The 23,745-nt window shown below is 61.4% G+C and carries 20 protein-coding genes, 1 pseudogene and 1 riboswitch; of the genes and pseudogenes, 11 read left to right on the top strand and 10 right to left on the bottom strand.

Features of this window, described 5'->3' with window-relative positions:
* Positions 1-342 precede the first annotated feature (342 nt).
* On the bottom strand, positions 343-2,028 hold the full coding sequence (gene ctaD / locus ACFRFQ_RS20660; RefSeq protein ID WP_378661518.1) for a cytochrome c oxidase subunit I: 1,686 nt from the start codon (positions 2,026-2,028) through the stop codon (positions 343-345).
* 243 nt (positions 2,029-2,271) lie between these two features.
* On the opposite strand from ctaD, the gene ACFRFQ_RS20655 reads away from it, so the two are divergent.
* The 4 genes from ACFRFQ_RS20655 to katG all read left to right on the top strand — a co-directional run bounded on the left by ACFRFQ_RS20655 (position 2,272) and on the right by katG (position 6,370).
* On the top strand, positions 2,272-2,721 hold the full coding sequence (locus ACFRFQ_RS20655; protein WP_378661516.1) for a PPOX class F420-dependent oxidoreductase: 450 nt from the start codon (positions 2,272-2,274) through the stop codon (positions 2,719-2,721).
* A gap of 20 nt (positions 2,722-2,741) precedes the next feature.
* Positions 2,742-3,338 carry a TetR/AcrR family transcriptional regulator gene (locus ACFRFQ_RS20650; protein ID WP_378661513.1) on the top strand — a complete coding sequence of 199 codons (597 nt, stop codon included), beginning with the start codon at positions 2,742-2,744 and terminating at the stop codon, positions 3,336-3,338.
* Between the two features lie 326 nt (positions 3,339-3,664).
* A complete protein-coding gene (locus tag ACFRFQ_RS20645; RefSeq protein ID WP_378661510.1) occupies positions 3,665-4,108 on the top strand; it encodes a Fur family transcriptional regulator in 444 nt (147 codons plus the stop codon).
* A gap of 36 nt (positions 4,109-4,144) precedes the next feature.
* On the top strand, positions 4,145-6,370 hold the full coding sequence (gene katG, locus ACFRFQ_RS20640) for a catalase/peroxidase HPI (RefSeq protein ID WP_378661507.1): 2,226 nt from the start codon (positions 4,145-4,147) through the stop codon (positions 6,368-6,370).
* A gap of 73 nt (positions 6,371-6,443) precedes the next feature.
* Here the strand turns inward: katG and ACFRFQ_RS20635 are convergent, their stop codons facing one another.
* From ACFRFQ_RS20635 to ACFRFQ_RS20605, 7 genes and pseudogenes are all read right to left on the bottom strand, one after another.
* The gene (locus tag ACFRFQ_RS20635) at positions 6,444-7,127 is read right to left on the bottom strand and encodes a GAP family protein (protein WP_378661504.1); all 684 of its coding nucleotides are present in this window, start codon (positions 7,125-7,127) and stop codon (positions 6,444-6,446) included.
* A gap of 164 nt (positions 7,128-7,291) precedes the next feature.
* Positions 7,292-7,477 (bottom strand): hypothetical protein, encoded by a 186-nt coding sequence (locus ACFRFQ_RS20630; protein ID WP_378661502.1) that lies wholly within the window; start codon positions 7,475-7,477, stop codon positions 7,292-7,294.
* 55 nt (positions 7,478-7,532) lie between these two features.
* Positions 7,533-8,153: an LppP/LprE family lipoprotein gene (locus ACFRFQ_RS20625; protein ID WP_378661617.1), complete on the bottom strand. Its 621-nt coding sequence runs from the start codon at positions 8,151-8,153 to the stop codon at positions 7,533-7,535.
* Positions 8,154-8,198: 45 nt separating this feature from the next.
* Positions 8,199-8,312: pseudogene (locus ACFRFQ_RS20620) on the bottom strand (DUF2510 domain-containing protein); the annotation flags it as partial.
* A 223-nt stretch (positions 8,313-8,535) separates the two neighbouring features.
* Complete coding sequence (locus tag ACFRFQ_RS20615; protein ID WP_378661499.1) at positions 8,536-9,012, bottom strand: polyketide cyclase; 477 nt, start codon at positions 9,010-9,012, stop codon at positions 8,536-8,538.
* A gap of 192 nt (positions 9,013-9,204) precedes the next feature.
* Positions 9,205-11,010, bottom strand: a complete 1,806-nt coding sequence (locus tag ACFRFQ_RS20610) for an alkyl/aryl-sulfatase (RefSeq protein WP_378661496.1) — start codon at positions 11,008-11,010, stop codon at positions 9,205-9,207.
* Between the two features lie 140 nt (positions 11,011-11,150).
* Positions 11,151-11,738, bottom strand: coding sequence for a helix-turn-helix domain-containing protein (locus ACFRFQ_RS20605; protein WP_378661614.1), 588 nt, complete (start codon positions 11,736-11,738; stop codon positions 11,151-11,153).
* A 112-nt stretch (positions 11,739-11,850) separates the two neighbouring features.
* Here ACFRFQ_RS20605 and ACFRFQ_RS20600 point away from each other — a divergent pair, with 112 nt between their 5' ends.
* From ACFRFQ_RS20600 to ACFRFQ_RS20585, 4 genes are all read left to right on the top strand, one after another.
* Positions 11,851-13,257 (top strand): MFS transporter, encoded by a 1,407-nt coding sequence (locus ACFRFQ_RS20600; protein ID WP_378661494.1) that lies wholly within the window; start codon positions 11,851-11,853, stop codon positions 13,255-13,257.
* Positions 13,258-13,366: 109 nt separating this feature from the next.
* Positions 13,367-15,274, top strand: a complete 1,908-nt coding sequence (locus ACFRFQ_RS20595; protein ID WP_378661491.1) for an alkyl/aryl-sulfatase — start codon at positions 13,367-13,369, stop codon at positions 15,272-15,274.
* 26 nt (positions 15,275-15,300) lie between these two features.
* A complete protein-coding gene (locus tag ACFRFQ_RS20590) occupies positions 15,301-16,281 on the top strand; it encodes a linear amide C-N hydrolase (RefSeq protein ID WP_378661488.1) in 981 nt (326 codons plus the stop codon).
* 92 nt (positions 16,282-16,373) lie between these two features.
* On the top strand, positions 16,374-16,919 hold the full coding sequence (locus ACFRFQ_RS20585; RefSeq protein ID WP_045067266.1) for an alpha/beta fold hydrolase: 546 nt from the start codon (positions 16,374-16,376) through the stop codon (positions 16,917-16,919).
* An 86-nt stretch (positions 16,920-17,005) separates the two neighbouring features.
* Here ACFRFQ_RS20585 and mtr read toward each other — a convergent pair whose 3' ends face one another.
* A complete protein-coding gene (mtr, locus tag ACFRFQ_RS20580) occupies positions 17,006-18,382 on the bottom strand; it encodes a mycothione reductase (protein WP_378661485.1) in 1,377 nt (458 codons plus the stop codon).
* Positions 18,379-19,410: an alpha/beta hydrolase gene (locus ACFRFQ_RS20575; protein WP_378661482.1), complete on the bottom strand. Its 1,032-nt coding sequence runs from the start codon at positions 19,408-19,410 to the stop codon at positions 18,379-18,381. Before ACFRFQ_RS20575 ends, mtr begins: the two co-directional genes overlap by 4 nt.
* Before the next feature lie 146 nt (positions 19,411-19,556).
* On the opposite strand from ACFRFQ_RS20575, the gene mqo reads away from it, so the two are divergent.
* The 3 genes from mqo to ACFRFQ_RS20560 all read left to right on the top strand — a co-directional run bounded on the left by mqo (position 19,557) and on the right by ACFRFQ_RS20560 (position 23,744).
* The gene (gene mqo / locus ACFRFQ_RS20570; protein ID WP_138873096.1) at positions 19,557-21,095 is read left to right on the top strand and encodes a malate dehydrogenase (quinone); all 1,539 of its coding nucleotides are present in this window, start codon (positions 19,557-19,559) and stop codon (positions 21,093-21,095) included.
* An 11-nt stretch (positions 21,096-21,106) separates the two neighbouring features.
* Positions 21,107-21,583 carry a GNAT family N-acetyltransferase gene (locus ACFRFQ_RS20565; protein WP_138873097.1) on the top strand — a complete coding sequence of 159 codons (477 nt, stop codon included), beginning with the start codon at positions 21,107-21,109 and terminating at the stop codon, positions 21,581-21,583.
* Positions 21,584-21,632: 49 nt separating this feature from the next.
* Positions 21,633-21,779, top strand: a riboswitch (adenosylcobalamin (AdoCbl) riboswitch).
* 36 nt (positions 21,780-21,815) lie between these two features.
* The gene (locus ACFRFQ_RS20560; RefSeq protein ID WP_378661611.1) at positions 21,816-23,744 is read left to right on the top strand and encodes a magnesium chelatase subunit D family protein; all 1,929 of its coding nucleotides are present in this window, start codon (positions 21,816-21,818) and stop codon (positions 23,742-23,744) included.
* Position 23,745 lies beyond the last annotated feature (1 nt).

Genomic DNA, 23,745 nt, shown 5'->3' with positions numbered 1-23,745 from the left:
TTCCCCTATTCAGCGTCCTCGAGGCTCTGATCGGTAGCGATCAACGGAACCTGCAACGAATGGAGTCGCAATGTTCGGACGAGGGCGGAAAGAACGGGAGAACGCCGAAGCGACCACCGTGCTCGTCAGGATCAAGAAGGTCTCGAGTGCAAGAAGGTCTCGAGTGACAGACTCACGCCGACAAGGGAATGGGCAGCCGATGTCCGCCGTGCGGACGCGCTTCGATGTGAAGAACGACCCGCAACTGAGTGTGAAAGGCCAAGAGAAGCTCAAATCCGATGCCTTCGAGGCCACGCTGAGACAACCGCCGACGCCGTAGCTCCCGATTAGCAGATGAAATCCTTACTCGCGGTTGATGTGGGCCTCGGTGCGCATGCGCTCGACCATGTGGGGGTAGTGCAGTTCGAAGGCGGGGCGTTCGGATCGAATTCGGGGTAACTCGGTGAAATTGTGCCTCGGTGGGGGACACGTTGTGGCCCACTCGAGAGAGTTTCCGAACCCCCACGGATCGTCAACGGTGACGACTTCGCCGTATCGGTAGCTCTTGAAGACGTTCCACACGAACGGCAACGTTGATGCACCCAAGACGAACGCGAAAATCGTGGATATGGAATTCAGCATTGTGAACCCGTCGGACGGTAAGTAGTCGGCGTATCGGCGAGGCATACCTTCGGCGCCGAGCCAGTGCTGAACAAGGAATGTGCCGTGGAATCCGACGAACGTGGTCCAGAAATGCCACACCCCGAGGCGTTCGTCCAGCATCCTGCCGGTCATCTTCGGGAACCAGAAATAGATGCCCGCAAATGTCGCGAACACGATCGTGCCGAACAGAACGTAATGGAAGTGCGCAACGACGAAGTAGCTGTCCGTGACGTGGAAGTCGAGTGGGGGGCTCGCGAGGATGATGCCCGTCAATCCGCCGAACAGAAACGTCACCAGGAAGCCGATGGAGAACAGCATGGGTGACTCGAAGGTCAACTGTCCCTTCCACATTGTGCCGATCCAGTTGAAGAATTTGACTCCGGTGGGCACCGCGATCAAGAAGGTCATGAAGGAGAAGAAGGGCAACAATACGACGCCGGTAGCGAACATGTGGTGCGCCCACACTGCAATGGAGAGTGCCGCAATGGCGAGTGTGGCGTAGACCAGTCCGTTGTAACCGAAGATCGGTTTGCGGCTGAAGACCGGCAATATCTCCGTAATGATGCCGAAGAAGGGGAGCGCCACGATATAGACCTCAGGGTGCCCGAAGAACCAGAACAGATGCTGCCACAGGATTGCGCCGCCGTGGCTCGGGTCGTAGATGTGCGCGCCGAGATTTCGATCGGCAAGGAGCGCCATCAAGGCCGCTGTGAGGATCGGGAAGGCGATCAGGATCAGAATCGACGTGATGAAGATGTTCCAGGTAAAGATCGGCATGCGAAACATCGTCATTCCCGGCGCGCGCAGGCAGATCACGGTGGTGATCATGTTGACGGCTCCGAGAATGGTTCCGACTCCGGCCAAAGCCAGTCCGGTAATCCAGAGGTTGGCTCCGGCGCCGGGTGAGAACGTGTCGGTGGACAACGGCGCGTACCCGGTCCACCCGAAATCGGCCGCGCCTCCGGGGGTGACGAACCCACTGATCGTGATGAGCGCACCGAACAGATAGAGCCAGTAACTGAGAGCGTTCAAACGGGGAAACGCAACGTCAGGCGCTCCGATCTGCAGCGGCAGGATGTAGTTCGCGAAGCCGAAGACGATTGGTGTCGCATACAGCAGAAGCATGATGGTGCCGTGCAGAGTGAACAGTTGGTTGTATTGCTCGTTGGACAAGAACTGCATTCCTGGAACAGCTAGCTCCGCACGCATCATCAACGCCATCACGCCGCCGATCATGAAGTAGGCGAACGACGTGAACAGATACATCAATCCGAGTTTCTTCGGATCTGTGGTTGTCAGCGTGTCGAGAAGTGCCTGGCCCTTCCGGAGCCGGCGTGGGGGATACGGTCGTCGGCCTACCAGGGGGCGGACAGGTGTTGCAGTCATCAGGGTTCTCCCATCGCACGTATGTAAGCGCGACTGCATGAGTTGTTACCCGTACTTGTAACCAGCGAAACAGCGCCGGTTGAAGGGGTGGGCTCATTCTGATGGCGGGGAACTGCCCCTGGACGACGCCTTGTTTGATTCGGATTTCGAAAGCCGTTGGACCGCAGCGACGTCCGAAGCAATGGAAATGGCACGAGATCCGAATGGCGGAACAATATTCATTCCTGTGTCGTTAACCGGGCTATGAGCGACGATACGAAAGTCCGGGACACACTCTTCGAGCTTGTTGCCAATGGGAAACAGGGTGTTTTGGTAACCATCAAACGCGACGGCAGGCCGCAGCTGTCCAACATCATCTACCGCTGGGACTCCGAGTCGCGAACGGCATCGATCTCGATTACGGCGGACCGGGTCAAGAGTAAGAATGCCGCGCGGGACCCCCGGGTGTCGTTGCACGTGAGTGCTCCCGATTTCTGGAGTTATGCAGTGATTGAAGGTAGCGCGGAGTTGACTCCACCCGCCGCAGACCCGCATGACGAGGTAGTCGATGCGCTGGTGGATCTCTATCGAGACATCAGCGGCAAGGAGCATCCAGACTGGGAAGACTATCGGCAAGCAATGGTGGCTGAGCGGCGCCAAATTCTGAGCGTGCAAGCGGATCACGTGTACGGCATGTCGGGGATTGTCGAATAGTTACGAACTATCATGTAATAGTGAATTCGGAAACTCCCGCACGTGCCGGCCGGCCCCGTGACCTGGGTAAGGACCAAGCTGTGCTCGTTGCAGCACGCCGTCTCCTCGCGGAAGTTGGCTACCAGCAGACGACGATTGCTGCTATCGCCCGGTTGGCCGAAGTGAATTCGCCGGCTATCTACCGCCGGTGGCCGACCCGTGAAGCGTTGATCGAAGAAGCTGTGCACGGGACGGGAGGTCATCCGCTGCCCGAGGCGTCCGGCGACCTCCGAACCGACCTTGCGACGTGGGTGCGAATCTTCCTGGTTCGAGCCGCGCGGCCTGCAGCCAGGGCCGGTGTCCCCGGGTTGCTCGCGGACTCTCAGAGTGAAGAAGCCCGGCAGCGGTTGCTCGCCATCGGCGCTCCGGTTCGCAAGGCCTTTCAAGAGATGTTGGACGACGCTGCGGCTCGGGGTGAAATCCCGGTCGAGGTGGACGCGATGTTCTTGTTCGACCTACTTTCCGGCACCACCACGATGCGTGGTCTCACGCGCGGAACCGAGGACGAGGATCACTTCGTCGAATCGCTTGCAGGTTCTCTGTACGTGCTTGCTGTCCATGCAGGTGGCGCTGCCTGAAAGCCGCCTGAAAACGGTGTCGACCTCCCTCCGACATGTCGGTACCGGTCGGAACATCCATCCGCAGTGAGGGGTTCACCGCGGGAGGCACCGGGAGTTCGGCCAGGTGCCAAATCTCCCTACGGCCAACGAGTGAAACGGGATCCGCTCTCGCGTCTGCGAATCGTCGAGGTGTCCGAGATCGGTAGTGCACGATAACGGTCACCGAGACATTTGTGGCAACAATTCGGGATCATTTTGCGCTCGAATCGCTTCATTTCGCGTCAATTCCAACTATTTTCGCGAAAGTCTTGGATCAGTCCAGTTATCCGCGTCATAGTAGTGGGGTGTCCTCGACGCCGGACTTTCCAGCACAACTGCGTGACGCAGCGCTCCGTGTGACCCGACCACGGGTTGCGGTGCTCGAAGTTCTGCATGCGCGTCCCCACGCCGGTACGGACGTAATTTTTGATGCTGTTCGGACGGTTCTACCGGGAGTGTCTCGGCAAGCTGTGTACGACGTACTGCATGCGCTGACAGCAGTGGGGATCGTGCGGCGGATTCAGCCTTCCGGTTCAGTTGCTCTCTACGAGTTGAGGGTTGGTGACAACCATCATCACGTCGTGTGTCGATCGTGCCGGACGGTATCGGACGTCGACTGCGCAGTCGGCGAGGCGCCTTGTCTGACGCCGCCGGATTACGACGGCTTCGAGTTCGTCGAAGTCGAAGTTGTCTTCTGGGGGATGTGCCCCGATTGTGCGACACAACAGAGTTCGCGATCACGCCCGTGATCGGAGTCGGATCTATTTGCTCATGGAGGGATTAACGTGTCCGATAGTTGCCCGATGGCCCCTGAAGGAAAGTCACAGGGGGGAAGCGAAAGTGAAAATCCCGCAATCTCGTCTCCGACGCCCACGGCGCATCGCCCGATGACGAACCAGGACTGGTGGCCGAACCAGCCGAATCTTTCGGTGTTGCGCGTTCACTCGCCTAAATCCAACCCGCTGGGCACGGACTTCGACTACGCGGCAGAGTTCGCAAAACTCGACGTCGACGCGCTCAAGCGAGATGTCATCGACTTGATGACGACCTCACAGGATTGGTGGCCCGCCGACTACGGGCATTACGGCGGCTTGTTCATCCGGATGAGCTGGCACGCCGCTGGTACCTACCGCATCGCAGACGGTCGCGGTGGCGGAGGCCAAGGCGCACAACGATTTGCGCCGCTGAACAGTTGGCCCGACAATGCGAGCCTGGACAAGGCGCGCCGCTTGTTGTGGCCGGTCAAACAGAAGTACGGCAAGCAGATCTCGTGGGCGGATCTCTTGGTATTCGCGGGCAACTGCGCCCTGGATTCCATGGGGTTCAAGACCTTCGGCTTCGGCTTCGGTCGCGAGGACATCTGGGAGCCGGAGGAGATGTACTGGGGTCCGGAGGACACGTGGCTCGGCGACGAGCGCTACAGCGGTGATCGCCAGCTGTCCGGTCCACTTGGTGCCGTGCAGATGGGCCTGATCTACGTGAACCCGGAGGGACCGAACGGCCAACCCGATCCGGTGGCTGCTGCCCACGACATCCGCGAGACGTTTGCTCGTATGGCGATGAACGACGTCGAGACCGCGGCGCTGATCGCGGGTGGCCACACCTTCGGAAAGACTCACGGAGCCGGCCCGGCCGACTTGGTCGGTCCCGAGCCGGAAGGTGCTCCGATCGAGCAGCAGGGCTTGGGCTGGAAGAGTTCCTTCGGAACGGGGGTGGGAAAGGACGCGATCACCAGCGGTCTCGAAGTCGTGTGGACGAATACGCCGACGGAGTGGGACAACTCGTTCTTGGAAATTCTCTACGGCTACGAATGGGAACTGACCAAGAGTCCCGCCGATGCGTGGCAGTGGACGCCCAAGGACGGCGCCGGCGCCGGCACGATTCCCGACCCGTTCGACGATTCGGTGAAACGCTCCCCGACCATGCTGACCACGGACCTTTCGCTGCGGCTCGACCCCGCATACGAGAAGATCACCCGTCGTTGGCTCGATCACCCGGATGAATTTGCCGAGGAGTTCGCCAAGGCCTGGTACAAGCTGCTGCACCGCGACATGGGACCGGTGACCCGCTATCTGGGCCCGTGGATTCCGGAACCGCAGTTGTGGCAGGATCCTGTTCCCGAGGCCGCCACCCCGTTGATCGGTGAAGCCGAGATCGCAGCGCTCAAGGGCAAGGTTCTCGATTCCGGACTGTCGATCTCGCAGCTGGTGTCCACAGCCTGGGCGTCTGCGGCGAGCTTCCGTGGTACCGATATGCGAGGCGGCGCCAATGGAGCCCGAATTCGTCTTGCACCGCAAAAGGATTGGGAGGTGAACAACCCAGCTGATTTGTCGACGGTTCTGAACACTCTCGAGCAGATCCAGCAGGACTTCAATTCTCAGTCCGGCGGAGCGAAGGTCTCGCTTGCCGATCTGATCGTTCTGGCCGGAACTGCGGCGATCGAAAAGGCTGCCAAGGACGCTGGACACGACGTGTCGGTCTCGTTCACACCCGGACGAGCGGACGCATCGCAGGACCAGACCGATGTGGAATCGTTTGCCGTACTCGAACCCCGGGCAGACGGCTTCCGGAATTACCTCCGGCCGGGCGAGAAGGTTCCTGCCGAGACACTCCTGGTCGACCGGGCGTACATGTTGACCCTGACTCCGCCGGAAATGACGGTTCTCGTCGGCGGTCTCCGCGGGCTCAATGCGAACTTCGGGCAGACGGCCCACGGCGTGTTCACCGACCGGCCACAGACGTTGACCAACGATTTCTTCGTCAACCTTCTCGACATGGGCACGGAGTGGAAGCCCTCCACATCGTCCGAGAACGTCTACGAAGGTCGAGATCGCGGCACCGGTGCGGTCAAGTACACCGCCACAGCGGTCGATCTTGTCTTCGGATCGAACTCGGAATTGCGGGCTCTTGCAGAGGTATACGCGAGCGCGGACGCGCAACAGAAGTTCGCGGATGACTTCGCGAGAGCCTGGACCAAGGTGATGGAGCTCGATCGGTTCGATCTCGACTGATCCCTGCGTAGTCGACCACGTCGCGTGGCCCGCCCGGCAGATTGTTGCCGAGCGGGCCATCGGCGTCTCCGGGCTACCAAAGATCGTTGTAGTGGATCAGCGCGTCAACGACCAGTATCAAACCTATGGTCACAAAGAGGACCCGCACAGAAGCGGGACCGTAGCGGGCGAGCACTCGAACGATCCGCCGGTATGCGCGCCGGGCTCTGACTGTTCGCCTCAGAGACAGGCCCAGGATGAGAAGCGGCGGTAGAAGCGCGAGCACGCAATAGATCACGACAATCAACGGCCACGCTGTCAGCGGGGGATCGTGAGCCGAGAGCATCGCCAATGCGGCAAGGTAAGGAATCGCCGTCGGTGCTTGGACAAGGCCTATTGCCAGTCCGATGAAGCCGAGTATCCACGGGCGGCGACGGATCGGTTCTGCCCATCGCGTCGAGGTCGTCGACGTGGTTGCGGGCATACATGCGAGGGCAATCAGCACCAAGCCGAGCACCATCCCGCCCCAATATCGAACGGCGGGTGTCAGTTCGAAGTCGACAAGTTCGGCTATGAAGTTGATTCCGATGACGGTGCAGATGCCGAAAGCTGTTGTTGCTGCGAAAACACCGCCGAGGAAACTCAACCCACCGGGTAATGGGGAACGTCTTTTCAGTCGGCTGTCATAGATCACTGCGGTTGTGATTCCGACTAGCAGGACGTCGAGTGAATCGAGGAATGCCAGACCTGCGAGTGCTGAAAGAAGTAGTGGCTGCATGACGCGGTCAGCCTACCGATGAAGCAGGTTTCGATGGAGCCAGTACCGACCCCAACATAGCCCGATATACCTGTGCTAGTGGAAGGCTGCGGCAAGGCCTCGTTTGCTCGAGAGGAATTCGGTGTACCGATGGATCCACGCGATGCCTTGTCGTAGTCGCAGATTCAGTCTCGACGCCTCACCGCGTACCACATTCCACCTGCAAGTGTCGCCAGACCTGCGACGGCGACGAGGAGGCCGATTACGGTCGAAATCTGCGCCCACACCAGCGATAGACCGCCGACGACGCAAAGTGCGCCGGCTCCGATCCAGACGCCTGGGCCGGGTGTGGGCTCATGTTCGTAATTCATGATGACTGCCTAATTCGGGGTGACGATGAATGAGTAGTGGCGACGCTTCACCAACTTACGGCGGCGGCGAGTCCAGCATCTGGACTGCTTGGCCGTCCCATTGGAATCGGACGGATGTTGTCACTCCGTCATCGCAGGCTGTGCAGCTTTGCCCGGTCCGATACGTGAGCACCACCATGTCTTCTGTGGATGCTGGGTAGTCGATGCTGGTGAAGCCGCGAGCATCCAATGTTCCTGTCCCCAAATACTCTCCGCGATGGAACATCAATGCTTGCATGGGTGAGCTCCCGGTTGCTCCCTCGATCGTCACGAGGATGGTGGAGAGGTCTGCGCAGGGATCGAAGTTGCTGCCGATGGAGCGCGGTGACCAGCTTCGGTTGGTGGTCGACTCGTCAGGAAGTTGAGACAGAGCCTCTGTCAATGCTTCCGATTCAGTAGGACCGCACGCGTTATCGACAGGTTCGGTTGAGCTGGATGCAATCGAACTCGGGGTAGCTGTGCTGCGTGGGGCAAGCGGAACCACCGCTGTCGACGATGTCGGCACGCTGGTTGCGGCCGAAGTCGACGTGGTTGCCATCCATTGGTCTTCATCACTCGTCGAACGATTGACGTAGATCGCGGCTCCTGCGACTGCGAGCACCGCCACACCAGTGGCTGCGGCGGCGATCGCCTTCACCGGAGCCTTCCGTTTCCTCGGACTTGGTGGATCTGAGGCGGGTGAAATGGGTTGTGTTGCGTCAGTCCATTTCTGCCCGTCCCAGTAGCGCAACACGCCAGCGGCTTCGTCTGCATACCAACCAGCTGGGGTACTGTGTGGGCCGCCTGGATTTGTCATGAAGGAAGAGTAACCGGGCGATCATCGGGTCCGTGGAGGGTTTGAATTCGCCGATATCGGAAAGGCCGGCGTGTCTCCTCGCTCCATCACTGCGAGATCTTTGACGGACAGCTGAATTGCCCAATCGCAGTACTGTCCGTGCCGTTCTGCGCATCAGGGCGATCACGATAATGGAAGCCGGAACGTAACATTCACTCTTGGCCGCCACGATGAACGTGGTCAGTCAGCGGGGATATCCTCGGCGTACGGTGCGAGCGAGGATGCCGAGGGTCGATTTCAACGATCCCTCGGCGATGACCGGAAAGATCCCGGACTCACGCCAGGCTGGGGCGATCTCAGACCAGTCGTAATACGAGGTGACGAGGGATCCGCTGTCGGTGGGTTCTATCCGATAGCCGTAGACGTGCCCGATCGGCGGTCGAATTGTTCCCAAGATGGTCCAGGCGATTTCGCGTTCAGGCACCAACGTCTTGATTGTCACTGTCACGTCGTACTCGCCCATCGGAAGGTCACCGAGAGCTTCACGATCCATGTGTACGACAAAACTGTCACCCGCAGCTGTTACGACATCTCCGTCCGCATCCATCAACATTCCTGAACCATCGATGGCGACGTGTCCCTGTGGGTCGCAGAGCACCGCGAAAATCGATGCTGGGTCGGCGCGGATGGTGCGTTGAACTTCAATTCGCTCAGCAGTCATGTATGCGATGCTCCCAGATATCCCGCAATTAAGTGACGACCCGCTGATCTAGGCGGCCGCACGGCCGGCTAGATCAGCGTTGGTGGACGCGACGAAGTCGCAGCAATTGCGTTGTGTGCGAGACCAGTAAGCATTCTTCTCGCACGGCGCAACGAAGGCGGCTTTTACGGGCGAACTCCCTCGAATGCTCGGTCAGGGAGTCACAATTGCAAAGGCTGGATCAGGTTTGTCGAGGAGTCCGAGGAGGCGCTCAAGCGTCGCAGGATCACCGGAATGTTCGACTCCGTCCAGCCCACTCCCGGCAAGTAACCCGAGTAGTTGCGCTTTGGTGAGTGTGAGGGTCAGATCGGCGGTTGCCTTGGTGCGGGGGTTGGGTGTTTGGATCAGTGCTCCGTTGGACAGGGTCATCCGGACCTTCGTGTCGAGGTCGGTGAAAACCCATTCGATGCATAGCTTTTCACCCCCGGCCCGGGGTCCGTTGACGCGAATGGCAAGGGTGTCGAAGAGCTGTTCCACTGTCAGTGCCGCGGCCATACCGGTACCGAGATCGATAGGCGGCGGGGTGATTTCGCCGCGGAGTTCCTTGGCGCCGGTGAGATAGAAGCCGCGCCAGGTCGGATTCTCTGCACCGTAGGCGAGAGTGGTGTAGAGATCCGCGAGAGCGTTTCTTGCTTCGGTGTTGTCGGGTTCGGCAAATACCGCGTGCTTGAGCAGTTCGGCCGCGAACCGGGTGTCACCTGCGTCGCTGTAGCCGCGTGCCTTGTCGAGAACTGCAGGAACACCGCCGATTACGTCGACGTAGCGAGCGGCCAATTGCTCCGGCGGGTGCTGCCAGAGTGAACTGGGATGACCGTCGAACCAGCCCATGTAGCGCTGGTAGATCGCCTTGACGTTATGGCTGACCGATCCGTAGTACCCGCGGATATGCCAGGCATCGTCGAGCGATGGGGGGAGCGTGAACTCCTCGGCGATCTCACCTCCGGTGAGTCCGATGTTGACCATTCGCAAAGTCTGATCGTGCAGATACGCGTACATGTCCCGTTGCTCGGTCAGGAACTGCACGATGTTCTCCGAACCCCACGTGGGCCAATGGTGTGACGCGAACACCACATCGGAATCCGGTGCGAACAATTCGACAGCCTCGTCGAGGTAGTGGGACCAGATGCGTGGATCTCTGACCAATGCGCCTCGAAGCGTGAGGATGTTGTGCAGGTTGTGCGTGGCGTTCTCGGCGACACACAATGCGCGGCTGTCGGGAAAGTGGAAGTTCATCTCGGACGGTGCCTCGGTACCTGGAGTGATCTGGAAGACGATCCGCACTCCGTCGACGGTTTCTTCCTGCCCGGTATGCGTGACGTCGACGGTCGGGGGGATCAGGCCTACCGATCCGCCGGATGTCTGGATACCCAGCCCGAGACTGGCCTGGCCCTCAGGCCCGACACCCAATGTGTTGCCGTATTGGTAGTTCGCGCGACGGTTCATTGCGGTTCCCGCATAGACGTTCTCGGATACCGCATGTTCGAGGAATCCCTCGGGCGCGATGATCGGCACATCGCCGGCACCATCGGGGAGAACTCCCATCACGCCGCCGAAATGATCTGCGTGCGAATGGGTATAGATCAAACCGGTGACCGGCCGATCGCCACGATGTTCGCGGTAGAGTGCAAGACCGGCGGCGGCGCACTCGGCGGAGATCATCGGGTCGATCACGATGACACCGTTGTCGCTCTCGACGAGGGTCATGTTGGAAATATCGAATCCGCGGATCTGATAGATCCCGTCCGTGACCTCGAAGAGTCCGTTCTTGACACAGAGCTGAGCCTGACGGAACAGGCTCGGATGAACCGTTTCCGGGCACGGCTCGTCGAGATAGCTGTAGCCGGACAGGTCGAAAATGATCCGTCCGTCGGCGTTCTTGATGGTGAGCGGTTCGAGCGTGGCGATGAAGCCCCGCTCGGCATTGTCGAAATCCGTGCGATCGGAATAATCCAGCGCCATATCGGTTTCAGCTCCCTCGGAAAAGTCAACGACTCGGTCGTCCCATCGTGGAAGCCCGCACGGCTCGGCGCATCATCCGTGTCGGGTGAACTCGGTGGCTTCTCGGGGAGATCGGCCCGCACTCACCTCCGTCCGACGTGCTAGTTCTGCGCCGCAATCGGTTTCGCATGGGTGCGCACATGCGCCTTTTCGCCTTGCGGGCCGAACAGATGCAGGATCTCCACCACGTAGTCATCGGCAGGCCCGAACCAATGGGGCTCGGCAGTGTCGAACTCCGCGACTTCACCGGGGCGCAGGACAACCTCGTTCGCACCCAGAATGAGACGCAGATTCCCGGCGAGCACGTAGAGCCACTCGTACCCGGCGTGGGTGACGAGTTTCGGTGGACGCGGTCCGATCACCTGCTTGAACACCTGTACGCGCCCGGGATAGCGCGTCAGCGGAACGACAGCACTACCGTTCTTGCGTCGGCTCGGGGTGAGGTGGACCCGGGGATCGCCGGTGGCGGGAGCGCCGACGAGTTGGTCCAGCGCGACCCGATGAGCTCGGGCGAGCGGCAACAGCAGATCGAGGGTGGGACGACGCTTACCCGCCTCGAGGCGTGAGAGTGCGCTGACGGAGATACCGGTGGCCTCGGACAGCTCCTCGAGCGTCAATCCGCGATCGCGTCGAAGCGTGCGCAGCCTTGGCCCGATATCGGTGATCAACTGCTCGAATTCAGCATCCATGTCGCCCATCTTTGCAGTTTCTGCAAGTTTTCTATCGAGTTCGGACGCCGGCGGGCGACGATCCTTCCGACAGCCGAGCACGGCTGAGCACTTCGAGAGATGGAGTCCGACCATGAAACCTTCGAGCGGAATCGACGAACCGCACGTCATCGGACTTGATGCCGGGCGGCGATGGGGAGTCCTGGCGATCTGCTGCACGAGCCTGTTCGTCGTCGGTTTGGACACGACCATCGTCAACGTGGCTCTTCCGACGATCGGGGAGGGATTTAGCGTCGGAACCCGCGGTCTCGAATGGGTCGTCAACGCGTACACCCTCGTTCTGGCGAGTTTGCTGATCTCGTCGGGAGCGGTGGCCGACCGATTCGGCAGGAGACGGGTCTTTCAGATCGGGCTCGTCGTTTTCGGGGTGGCGTCGATTGCCTGCGCACTCGCTCCGTCCGTGGGGGTGCTGATCGCGGCACGGATTGCCCAAGGCGTCGGCGGGTCGATGCTCAGCCCGGTCGCCCTGGCGATCGTGGTCAACGTGATGACCGACCCGAAGGAGCGCGCCAAGGCGATCGGGGTGTGGGCCGCGGTCTTCGGCCTGAGCATGGCGGTGGGGCCGATCGTCGGCGGGGTGCTCATCGAAAGTTTCGGCTGGCGATCGGTTTTCTGGATCAACGTGCCGGTGATCCTGGCCGTGCTGGTCTTGACTGCTGTTTTTGTACCGGAGTCCCGCGCGCAACAGTCGCGACGTCTCGATCTTCCCGGTCAGTTGCTGCTGGTGGTACTGGTCGGCGGTGCGGTTGCCCTACTGATCGAGGGCCCACGCATCGGATGGTTCTCCGCCGCAGCGACGGTGGGATACGTCATCGTCGCGATGGCGCTAGCCGCATTCATCAGAGTCGAATCACGAAGGCGCGAGCCACTGATGGATCTCGCACTGTTTCGCCGCAAACCGTTCTCGTCGGCCGTGATCGGAGCTGTCGTGGTGTTCGTAGCATTGAACGCAACGCTGCTGCTCGGCACGTTCTACCTCCAACACTCCCGCGGTATGAGTCCGGCCCTGGCCGGCGCGATCACTCTTCCGATGGCTGTCGCGGCAACTGTCTGCGCACCGCTGTCCGGAATACTCGTCGGCCGCTTCGGCCCGCGGCGGCCGCTGTTGATCGCCGGTAGCTTCACGACGCTCGGCGGGCTGTGCCTGGTCCCGCTCGACAACAACACGGGCATTCCGATGCTGTTGGTCGCTTACCTGTTCCTCGGTATCGGATTCGGATTCTCGAACGCCCCCATCACCAACACCGCCGTCAACGGACTGCCACGATCGCAGGCCGGGCTTGCCGGTGGAATCACCTCCAGCGCACGCCAATTCGGCGCCGCTCTCGGTGTGGCCCTCGCCGGCGGCATAATCGGCGGAAGTGCGTCGGCAGATGTCGCACAGGCGTCGAGGCCGGGATGGATTCTGGTTGTCGGATGTGGGCTCGCGGTCCTGGTAATCGCCTTGGCGTCTCGGAATTCCGAGGAAATCGAGCGATAACCGCGTCGAGTCGTCGTACGAGCTTCACCCTGCGCGGGTGATTCCAAGTGTGTGCCCACCCGATACAGATGATGGTGTATCTGATCGACGTAGCCGAGCGGGGAGTGCCATGTGCCAGACACCTAAGGACGCAACACCGATCACTGCGACGGTGAATCGTGAGGCCGTCGAGCGGTATGCCATGGATGACCGGCAGGATTTTGCGGACGTGGACCGTGGCTTGATCGCCCCGTTACCGGGCAAGGTGGTCGCCGATGACGGACACACGGTCTTCGATCCCGAGGCAATGGCATACCTCGGTGATGACGTTCCGGCGCCGGAAACAGTCAATCCGAGCCTGTGGCGACAAGGCCAGTTGATGCGCCGCGGCGGGCTCTACCAGATCACGGATCGCCTCTATCAGGTGCGAAACAACGACCTCGCCAACTTGACGGTCGTCGAAGGTGACGAAGGCCTGATCGTCATCGACTGCATGGCCGGGGTCGAATCGGCACGCCAAGGCATGAAGATGATTCGCGAGCACGTCAGCGACAAGCCGGTTGCCGCAATCATTTACACGCACACCCATATCGACCACTACGGCGGCGTCAAAGGGATCGTCGACCTCGACGACGTGACGTCGGGAAAGGTTCCGATCATCGCGCCGGGCACGATCGCGTCGTTCGACAAGTTTGCAATCGGTGAAAATGTGGTCGCGGGAAATGCCATGGCCAGACGGTCCTTCTACGCATTCGGTGGATTGCTGGACCTGAATGCCAAAGGGATGGTCACGTGCGGCATCGGCACCATCAGCACAAAAGGTCCACTGGTCTCGTATATTTCGCCTACGGACAGCATTACCGAGACCGGAACGAAACGTGAGATCGCCGGCCTGGAATTCGAGTTCCTCTATGCCCCCGATACCGAGGCTCCGGAGGAAATGCATATCTGGATTCCGGAACTCGCGGCACTGACGTGTGCCGAGAACGCCAACCACTCGCTCCACAACATTCAGACGTTGCGTGGTGCGCGTACGCGCGATGCTCGGAACTTTGCTCGCTATCTGGACGAGACCCTCGAACGGTGGGGAGACGCAGCGACTGTCCACTACGGTCCGCACACCTGGCCGGTGTGGGGCAACGAGAATCTGGTGCCGTTCATCGAATCTCAAAGGGACACTTACAAGTACATTCACGATCAGGCGCTTCGGCTGGCGAACAAGGGGTACACGCCGCTCGAAGCTGCCGAGGTGATCGAACTGCCGGACGAACTCGGACGCAAGTGGTACAACCGCGGATACCACGGAACTCTGCACCACGACGTGCGCGCCGTGTACACCAAGGAACTGGGAATGTGGGACGGCGATCCGGTGTCGCTGCATCCGCATCCACCGGTGGAGTCAGCCAGGCGGTTCGTCGATCTCCTTGGCGCACAGAAGATTCTGGACGAGGGCAAGCGGGCTTTCGGTGCGGGGGACTACCGCTGGGCTGCTGAGATCCTGCACAAGTTGGTGTTCGCGCAACCGGAGAACACCGAGGCGAAGAATCTCCAGGCCGACGTGTACGAGCAGATGGGGTATCAAGCGGAAGGGCCGCAGTGGCGCGGAATCTACCTCTCGGCAGCCCTGGAATTGCGTGAAGGTTCGCAACCCCCGCCGTACATCACCGCGAGCCAGGACAGTGTCCTCGCGATGCCCATCGACATTCTCTTCGACTTCGTCGCAATACATCTCATCGGAGACAAGGCGGCTGACGTCGATCTCCGCATCGATTTTGTCTTCACCGATCACGACAACGAAACCTGGACGGTCTGGGTCAAGCGTGGCGTGCTCAATGCCAGGCGGGGAGCGGCGCCGAATACGCAGCTGACGGTGACCGGTCCGAAAGCTGCGCTGATCGGTGCACTTCTGCAACCAGGTGCTGCGCCGGAGTTGGCGAGGGCAGGAAAGATCTCGCTGGACGGCGACGATTCGGCCTTGAAGACGCTGGGAGGGTTGATGGATACCTTCGATCCCAGCTTCAATATCGTCACGCCGTAGTCCGAATACGAAGGGATAGCTTTTCGATGTGCACACGATTGGTTTACCTGGGCCCCAACGACACTGTGATCACTGCCCGGTCGATGGATTGGAAAGTCGACCTCGGAACAAACCTCTGGGCATTCCCGCGTGGCATGACCCGTGCGGGATGTGCAGGTCCGAACTCGATTCAATGGACGTCGACGTACGGCAGTGTTGTCGCCACCGCCTACGACATGTGCACGACCGACGGGGTCAACGAGGCGGGACTCTCTGCCAATCTCTTGTGGTTGGTCGAATCCGAGTACCCGGCATACGACGGATCTACCCCCGGATTGTCCATCGCGGCGTGGGCGCAGTACGTGCTGGATCGCTGCGCGACTGTTCAGGAAGCAATCGATGTGTTGGCGACGGAACCCTTCACCATTGTGACCGCAGCTGTTCCCGGCGAAGACCGCCTGGCAACACTGCACATGTCCCTCTCGGACGCGAGCGGTGACAGTGCGATCATCGAGTACATCGGTGGCCGAGCGACAATTCACCACAGTCGTGAGTACCAGGTGATGACCAATTCTCCGGTCTTCGACAAACAGCTCGCCGTCAACGAGTACTGGAAGCAGATCAACGGCACCGTCATGTTGCCCGGTACCAATCGCGCTGCGGATCGCTTCGCCCGCGCCTCGTTCTACGTCGACGCAGTCCCGAAGACAGACGACCCGCGCACCGCGTTGGCCGCGACGTTCAGCGTCATCCGGAACGTGTCTGTGCCCCTGGGTATTTCGACTCCCGACGAGCCGAACATCTCGTCGACCCGGTGGCGCACGGTGGTCGATCACAAGCGCGGACTCTACTTCTTCGAGTCGGCGATGACACCGAACACCTTCTGGGTGAATGTGGCGTCGATCGATCTGAGCGAGGGATCAACGGTCCGCAAGCTCGACCTCGGGCCGAACGAGAGCGTCGTCTACTCGGGTGATTGCTCGGATCAGTTCAAACCGGCCGAAGCATTCACTTTTGCGGGTTTGTAAGGGATGGACACGTCGCCACAACCACGTGCGAGTTGTCGTATTCGGTCCGCTGCACGCCAACGCGCTGATCGGATCGCGTACCGTTTCCTTTCATGGAACTGACTCGAGTAGCGGTGGGCAAGGGGTCGTGCACCGTTCGGATCGACGGACCGGTCAGTAAGCACGCGGTCCTCCTTCTTCCGGGCAAGGGCGACCCCGTCGACGTGTACGACAAAGTGTGTGAACGACTGCACAATTCGGATTTGCGTACGGTGGCCGTCGAATCGATCGAGAATCTCGACGAGAAGACGGCAGTGGTTCTGCTGGACGAGCTGAACATCGCCTGGGTGAACCTGGTGGGGCATCGGGAAGGTGCTGACCTGGCGTGGCTGTTGGCTGCGCGTCAGTTCGGGCGCTTCGCGAGCTTGATTTCGGTGGATCGTGGTCATCCGTCTGCCGCCGATATTGCCGGGGTTCCGCCGGTGGAGGTGCCGACAACCATCGTGGTCGGCAGTGCCGGCCGGGCGATTGCCGATGCCAGCGGACGGTTTGTGTACTCCGACTTCCGGGTGGCTGAAGTGCCAGGAGTCGACGACATCGTGAAGTCGGCTCCGGCCGAACTCGCTACCGAGATCGTGCTCCGTACCAGTCCCTGGTGAACATCTGACATAAGAAGAAGGCGGGCACTCCACAGTGGGAGTGCCCGCCTTCGTGCGTTGACCAGATTCTCAGATGTCGAGCATGACTAGATGTCGAGTCCGAGCAACGCGTTCTCGACTACCTCGGCCAGTGCCGGGTGGATCCAGTACTGTCCGCGGGCCATGTCCTGAGCGGACAACCCGAAACTCATGGCCTGGATGAGTGGCTGGATGACAGTCGGGGCCTGGGTTCCCATGACGTGAGCGCCCAGAAGACGACCGGTGCCGCGCTCCGCGATGACCTTGCACAGACCTTCCTGATCCTCCATCGCCCAGCCGTAGGCGACGTCGCCGTAAGCCTGGACCTTGACAGTGATGTCGAGTCCGGCATCCCGCGCCTGCTTCTCCGTCATTCCGACATCGGCGATCTGCGGATCGGTGAACACTGCAGCCGGGACGAACCGGTGATCGGTGGCTCGCAGCCCCGAAGTGTCGTTCCACGCGTCCTGGAGCAGGTTGTGCTGAACGACGCGCGCTTCGTGGTTGGCCACGTGCTTGAGCTGATAGGGGGAGGAGACGTCGCCGAGCGCGAAGACGCCCTCCGCTGTGGTGCGCTGGTACTCGTCGACGACGACGGAACCGTTGTCGTCGAGTTCGATGCCGGCGTTGTCGAGGTCGAGGAGATCTCCGTTGGGCTTGCGGCCCACGGCGACCAACAGAACGTCACCGGAAACAACTGTGCCGTTTGCCAGTTCGACGGCGACGTTCTCGTCTTCGTTGCGCACGGAGCGCACGGGTGACCCGAGGTGCACGTCCCACTTCTTGACTGCGAGTTCGGTGAAGCGCTCCGAGATCTCGTCGTCGAGGTGACGAAGCAGGCGGCCGCTGCGGCCGATGATCGAGACGCGAGAACCCAACGCGGAGAACACATGTGCAAACTCGGTGGCGATGAACCCGGATCCGAGGATGACCAGGTGCTCGGGGAGTTCCGGCAGACGCATGATGTCTTCGTTGGTGTAGTACTTCACACCGCTCGCGGCGACTTCCGCGGGAATGATCGGGCGTGAACCGGCGGCAATCACAACCTGGTCGGCCGTGATGGTCTCGCCGGTTCCGGTGTCGATGGTCTTCGGGCCGGTGAAGGTGGCGTGGCCGCGGTAGACGGTGGTGTTGGGGCTGTCCTCGCTGCGGTAGCGTTCGCCGCCCGCGGAGATGGGATCGATTCGGCCGAAGACGCGCTTGACGATGTCGGACCAGCGAACGCCGTCCAGGGTGGCGTCGACGCCGAATTTCTCGGCATGCGAGATCGTGTTGGCGACCTCAGCCGCGTAGACGAACATCTTGGTCGGGATGCATCCGACGTTGAGGCACGTGCCGCCGAATATGCCTTCCTCGAGGATGGCGATTTTCTTGCCGTCGAACCGCTCGTCGGGCAACGAATTCCCGGAGCCGCTTCCGATGATGGCAAGGTCGTAATGCGTCACTGCGCGTTCTCCTGTGTGGTGGTGTCTGCGTCTTCGGTCAGGTGGCGTTCGAGCCACTCCAACCACTGATCGAGTTCGGAAAAGGCTGTGGCCAACGGCTTCTGGGTCGAGAGGAAGACGTCGTGGCGCGCGCCGTCGATGGGAACGATGGTAGTCCGGTCACCGAGGCAACCGGCCCATCGTGCGATCTGCTTCACATCCAGGACGGAATCTGCCAGGTCGACGCCGGGGTGATACGCCTTGGCGAACTCCGATTTCTTCGAACGCAGGATCAGTGCGGGGACGCCGATGTCCAGGCCACGGTGCAGTTGCGCGTGCCCACCGCGCACGGCACGCATCCACCCGAACGTGACCGGGCACCCTTCGAGCGGCTTCCAATCGAGGTTGTAGTCCCACTCGCCGTTGGCGGAGACATGGAGACTCGAGCCGTAGGTCGGCAGGCCCGTGCCAGGAATGACGGTCTTCGCGGACACCCGTCCCAACGCGTCGATGGCCGCGGTGCCGACACTGCGAACCACCGACGGACCCTGCAAGTCGAACCACGGGCTGTTGAGCACCAGGCCGGCGATGCCGTGCCCGGAGCTGCCGCCCGGCTTGCGCTGGAGTCGGTCCAGCCACAGGGGAACGATGAGTCCGCCGGTCGAATGCGCCATCAGGAGGAGCTCGCTGCCGTCGGTTTCGGAGTTCACGATGCGCAGGGCCTCGTTGAGCTCGGCGTCGTACAGTGCGAGATCCGACACATAGTGCGCGGTGTGGCCCGGTTTCAGCGAACGCCCGCACTTGCGCAGATCCAGCGCGAAGAAGGCGTAACCCTGCTCGGCAAAGTGCTCGGCAAGATGTTTCTGGAAGAAGTAATCGGTGAACCCATGTACGTACAGAACTGCGCGGTTCGCCCGGACGGCCTCGCCAGGCGGCTGATAGCGGACGAGTGTGGCGTCTACCTCACCCTCACCGTCCGGATCGGTTCCGAGAGGAATGGTCAGCTGCTGATATCCGTCTCCGAGGACGTCTGGAACCCATGTAGTCACAGATCACAATCTAATCGTCGTTTCCGGACGGCGTTGTAGAGCACAATTGGGGGTGGTAAACGGCGCACTTACGCCCAGGTAACCTATTCGGCGTAACACAGCAGGCGGATGCGCGCACGGCTAATGACAAGGAAGTCGATTCTCCAGTGTCGAATCAGAACGCGGTAGAGACGAAGACGGATGTAGTGCTCGTGGGTGCGGGCATCATGAGTGCCACGCTTGGTGCGTTGTTGCGCCAGTTGCAGCCCGACTGGTCGATTTCGACCTTCGAGAGGCTCGACGCCGTCGCAGCCGAGAGCAGCGACCCGTGGAATAACGCGGGAACCGGTCACTCCGCGCTCTGTGAGCTCAATTACACCCCCGAGAACTCGGACGGCACGGTCGACATCAAGAAGGCCGTCAACGTCAACGAGCAGTTCCAGGTGTCCCGTCAGTTCTGGGCACACGCTGTCGAGCAGGGTGTGTTGACGCAGCCCAAGGAATTCATCAACCCCATCGCGCACGTGAGCTTCGTTCACGGCGAGGCCAACGCCAAGTACTTGCGTGCTCGCTACGACGCACTTGCCGGCCACCCGCTCTTCCGCGGCATGGAGTACATCGACGATCCGGCCGAGTTCACCAAGCGCCTGCCGCTGATGGCAAAGGGCCGCGACTTCTCGGATCCCATCGCCCTCAACTGGAGCCAGGACGGCACCGACGTCGACTTCGGAGCGCTCACCAAGCAGCTCGTCGGCTACATCGGCAAGACCGGCGGCAACATGTACTTCGGTCACGAGGTCACCAACCTCACCCAGAACTCCGACAAGACGTGGACCGTGAAGGTCACCAACCGTCGCACCGGTGAAAAGCGCGTCGTGCGTTCACGATTCGTCTTCGTCGGTGCCGGTGGTGGCGCTCTGCATCTGCTGCAGAAGTCGGGTATCAAGGAAGCCAAGGGCTTCGGCGGATTCCCCGTCAGCGGCGCGTTCCTGCGGTGCACCAACCCCGACCTGATCGACCAGCACAGCGCCAAGGTCTACGGCAAAGCCGCCGTCGGCGCTCCTCCCATGTCGGTTCCGCACCTCGACACGCGTGTCATCGGCAACAAGCCGGGCCTGCTGTTCGGACCGTACGCCGGCTGGTCACCGAAGTTCCTCAAGCAGGGTCGCGTCACGGACCTGCCCGGTTCGGTCAAGCCCAACAACATCCTCTCGATGCTCGGCGTCGGCGTCAGCGAACTCGGCCTGGTCAAGTACCTGGTCAGCGAGCTCACCAAGAGTGAAACCGGGCGTATCTGGGATTTGCGTGAATTTGCGCCCAAGGCCGAGACCAAAGACTGGGAGCTCATCACCGCAGGTCAGCGCGTCCAGGTGATTCGCCGGGCCAAGGGCAAGGGCGGCGTCCTCGAATTCGGTACCGCTGTCGTGGCTGCCGAGGACGGATCGATCGCCGGACTGCTCGGTGCCTCTCCCGGCGCGTCGACGGCTGTTCCCGCGATGCTCGACGTCCTCGAGCGCTGCTTCCCGACCGAATTCCAGGGCTGGAAGGGCAAGCTGCGCGAGATGGTTCCGTCCATCGGCGTCAAGCTCACCGACAACGAGGGACTTTTCAACCAGGTCTGGGATTGGTCCTCGAAGGTGCTCGAGCTCGATTCCGCGTCATCAACTGTTTCCCTTCCGGTCGCGGAAACCGCTGCAACTGTGTGATAGTCGCACCCATGACGGCAACAGCAGCATTGAAGCGTTCATGGGCACTCGACCTCGACAACAAGACTTTCTACGAGTTGTTGAAGCTTCGGGTAGAAGTATTTGTCGTCGAGCAGGCCTGCCCGTACCCCGAGTTGGACGGGCGGGACCTGCTGACGGAAACCCGCCATTTCTGGCTGGAGCAGGACGGCGAAGTGGTGTGCACACTCCGCCTCCTCGAAGAGCACGACGACGGCAAGAAGAGCTTCCGCATCGGTCGACTCTGCACGTCCCATGCAGCACGCGGACAGGGTCATACGACGCGATTGCTGCAAGCTGCACTGGCAGAAGTGGGCGAGGCGCCGTGCCGCATCAATGCCCAGACCTATCTGGTCGACATGTACAGCAAGCACGGATTCAAGGCTGACGGCGAAGAGTTTGTCGAGGACGGTATTCCGCACACCCCGATGCGCCGCGGTGGCGGCGAGCCGTTCGTGCTGGCCAGCTGAATCGTTCGATGCGCGACCCAGTCGGCTCACGCAATTGTGGGCCGACTAGGGTTTTTTCGATACCGAATGCTCGCGGGGAAGTCCTGTTCGATTCAGGTGCGGTCCCGCCACTGTAAAGATCTCTCGAGATCTCAGCCAGATTGCCGCGACATTCGGATGAAGCCAAGTTCTCGGCGAGGAAACCGAGAGGTGGAGGGATGTCGACGTGCGGGTAGAAGACGATCAGGCGGCGGTGGCGGGGTTCCCGTTCAGCGCGGTGGTGGGCCAGGACCAACTGCGGTTGGCGTTGTTCCTCTGCGCGGTACACCCCGGAATCGGTGGCGTGCTGGTTCGCGGCGAAAAGGGCACGGCAAAATCGACCGTCGTGCGCGCCTTGACGGCTTTGCTACCGGCCGTCGACGACGCCGGTGCGACACGTCCCGCCAGACTGGTCGAACTGCCCGTCGGGGCAACGGAAGACCGTGTCATCGGCTCGATCGACCTCGAAAAGGTATTGCGCGACGGTGAGCGCGCCTTCCAGCCCGGACTGCTGGCCGCAGCGCATCAGGGTGTTCTGTACGTCGACGAGGTGAACCTTCTCCACGATCATCTGGTGGACGTTCTTCTCGACGCAGCTGCGATGGGTCGAGTGCATGTCGAGCGGGACGGGATTTCGCACTCACATGCCGCGAAGTTCGTCCTCGTCGGAACGATGAATCCCGAAGAGGGAGAACTGCGTCCACAGCTTCTGGATCGTTTTGGTCTTGCGGTGGACGTGTCCGCATCTCGCGACGTGGATGTGCGGATGGAGGTAGTGCGCCGACGCCTCGACTACGAACGCGATCCGCAGGCGTTTGCCGACCGCTACGCCCCCGCCGATCAGGAATTGGCCGCCGAAATCCTTTCTGCGCGTACCCGACTGGATGACGTGGAGCTGAGCAACCGAGAACTGCGACGGATTGCGTCGTTGTGCGCGTCCTTCGACGTCGACGGTATGCGCGCCGATCTTGTTCTCGCCCGTACGGCTACCGCTCATGCTGCGTGGCGTGGTGGGACCGAGGTCACCGAGGAAGACGTACGAGTCGCGGCGGAATTGACTCTGCCACATCGCCGTCGACGCGATCCCTTCGACGAGCCGGGCCTCGATCAGCAGCAACTCGACGACGCGATGGACCGGGCCGACGAGGATGCTCGGGCCGGCGAGCCGGAACCGCCCGAGAATCCTGAGCCCGAATCAGGCAGCGGTGAACCCGAGGGCGGCGAACCCGAAGACGGGGGCCCGGATGACGGGGGCCCGGATGACGGGGGCCCGGATGATGAAGGGCCTCAGGATGATCCGGACGGTCCGGGTGGGGGAGTGCGCGCCACCGATCGGCCGTCCGCCCCGCCGAGCAGCCAGTTCAAGGCCAAACTTCTCGAAGTTCCCGGCGTCGGAGAAGGTGCGCCCGGCCGGCGGTCACGATCCACGTCGTCACGTGGACGCGTCGTGCGGTCGACCACCGATCGCGGGCACGGTCTGCACCTGACGAGCACAGTGTTTGCCGCTGCGGAATCGCAGGTTGCGCGTGGCCGCACGGCGGGCCGTCTGCGATTGGCGCCGGACGATCTGCGCGGCGCCATTCGTGAAGGGCGCGAAGGAAACTTGATCGTGTTCGTGGTGGACGCGTCGGGGTCCATGGCTGCGCGCGACCGACTGTCCGCGGTGACCGGCGCCGTGGTCTCGCTGCTCCGCGACGCCTATCAGCGCCGCGACAAGGTAGCCGTCATCACCGTCCGGGGCCGCGAAGCCGAACTGGTTCTGCCGCCGACGTCATCCGTGGACATCGCGGTTCGCCGGTTGCAATCCATGCGAACCGGTGGCAAATCGCCACTCGCAGAAGGGTTCTTGCGTGCCCGTGAGGTGATTCTGCGCGAACGGCTCCGGGATCCGCAGCGCCGCGCACTCATGGTTGCGTTGACCGACGGCCGTGCCACCGGCGGCAAGGACGCGCTGCACCGCGCGCGTGTCGCCGCGCACCTGCTTGCCGACGCATCGGTTGCCTCGATCGTGGTGGACTGCGAAACCGGGCTTGTCCGTTTGGGATTGGCCGCAGAATTGGCCCGAGAACTACGAGGCGGATGCGTCCGTCTTGCCGAATTGTCAGCGCAGCAGGTCGCGGGTGTCGTCCGCGCCGCAGCCTAAC

It is taken from the genome of Rhodococcus sp. NPDC056743 (genome assembly GCF_042790355.1).
Lineage (GTDB): Bacteria > Actinomycetota > Actinomycetes > Mycobacteriales > Mycobacteriaceae > Rhodococcus_F.
This window is presented reverse-complemented; position numbering and strand designations above follow the sequence as displayed.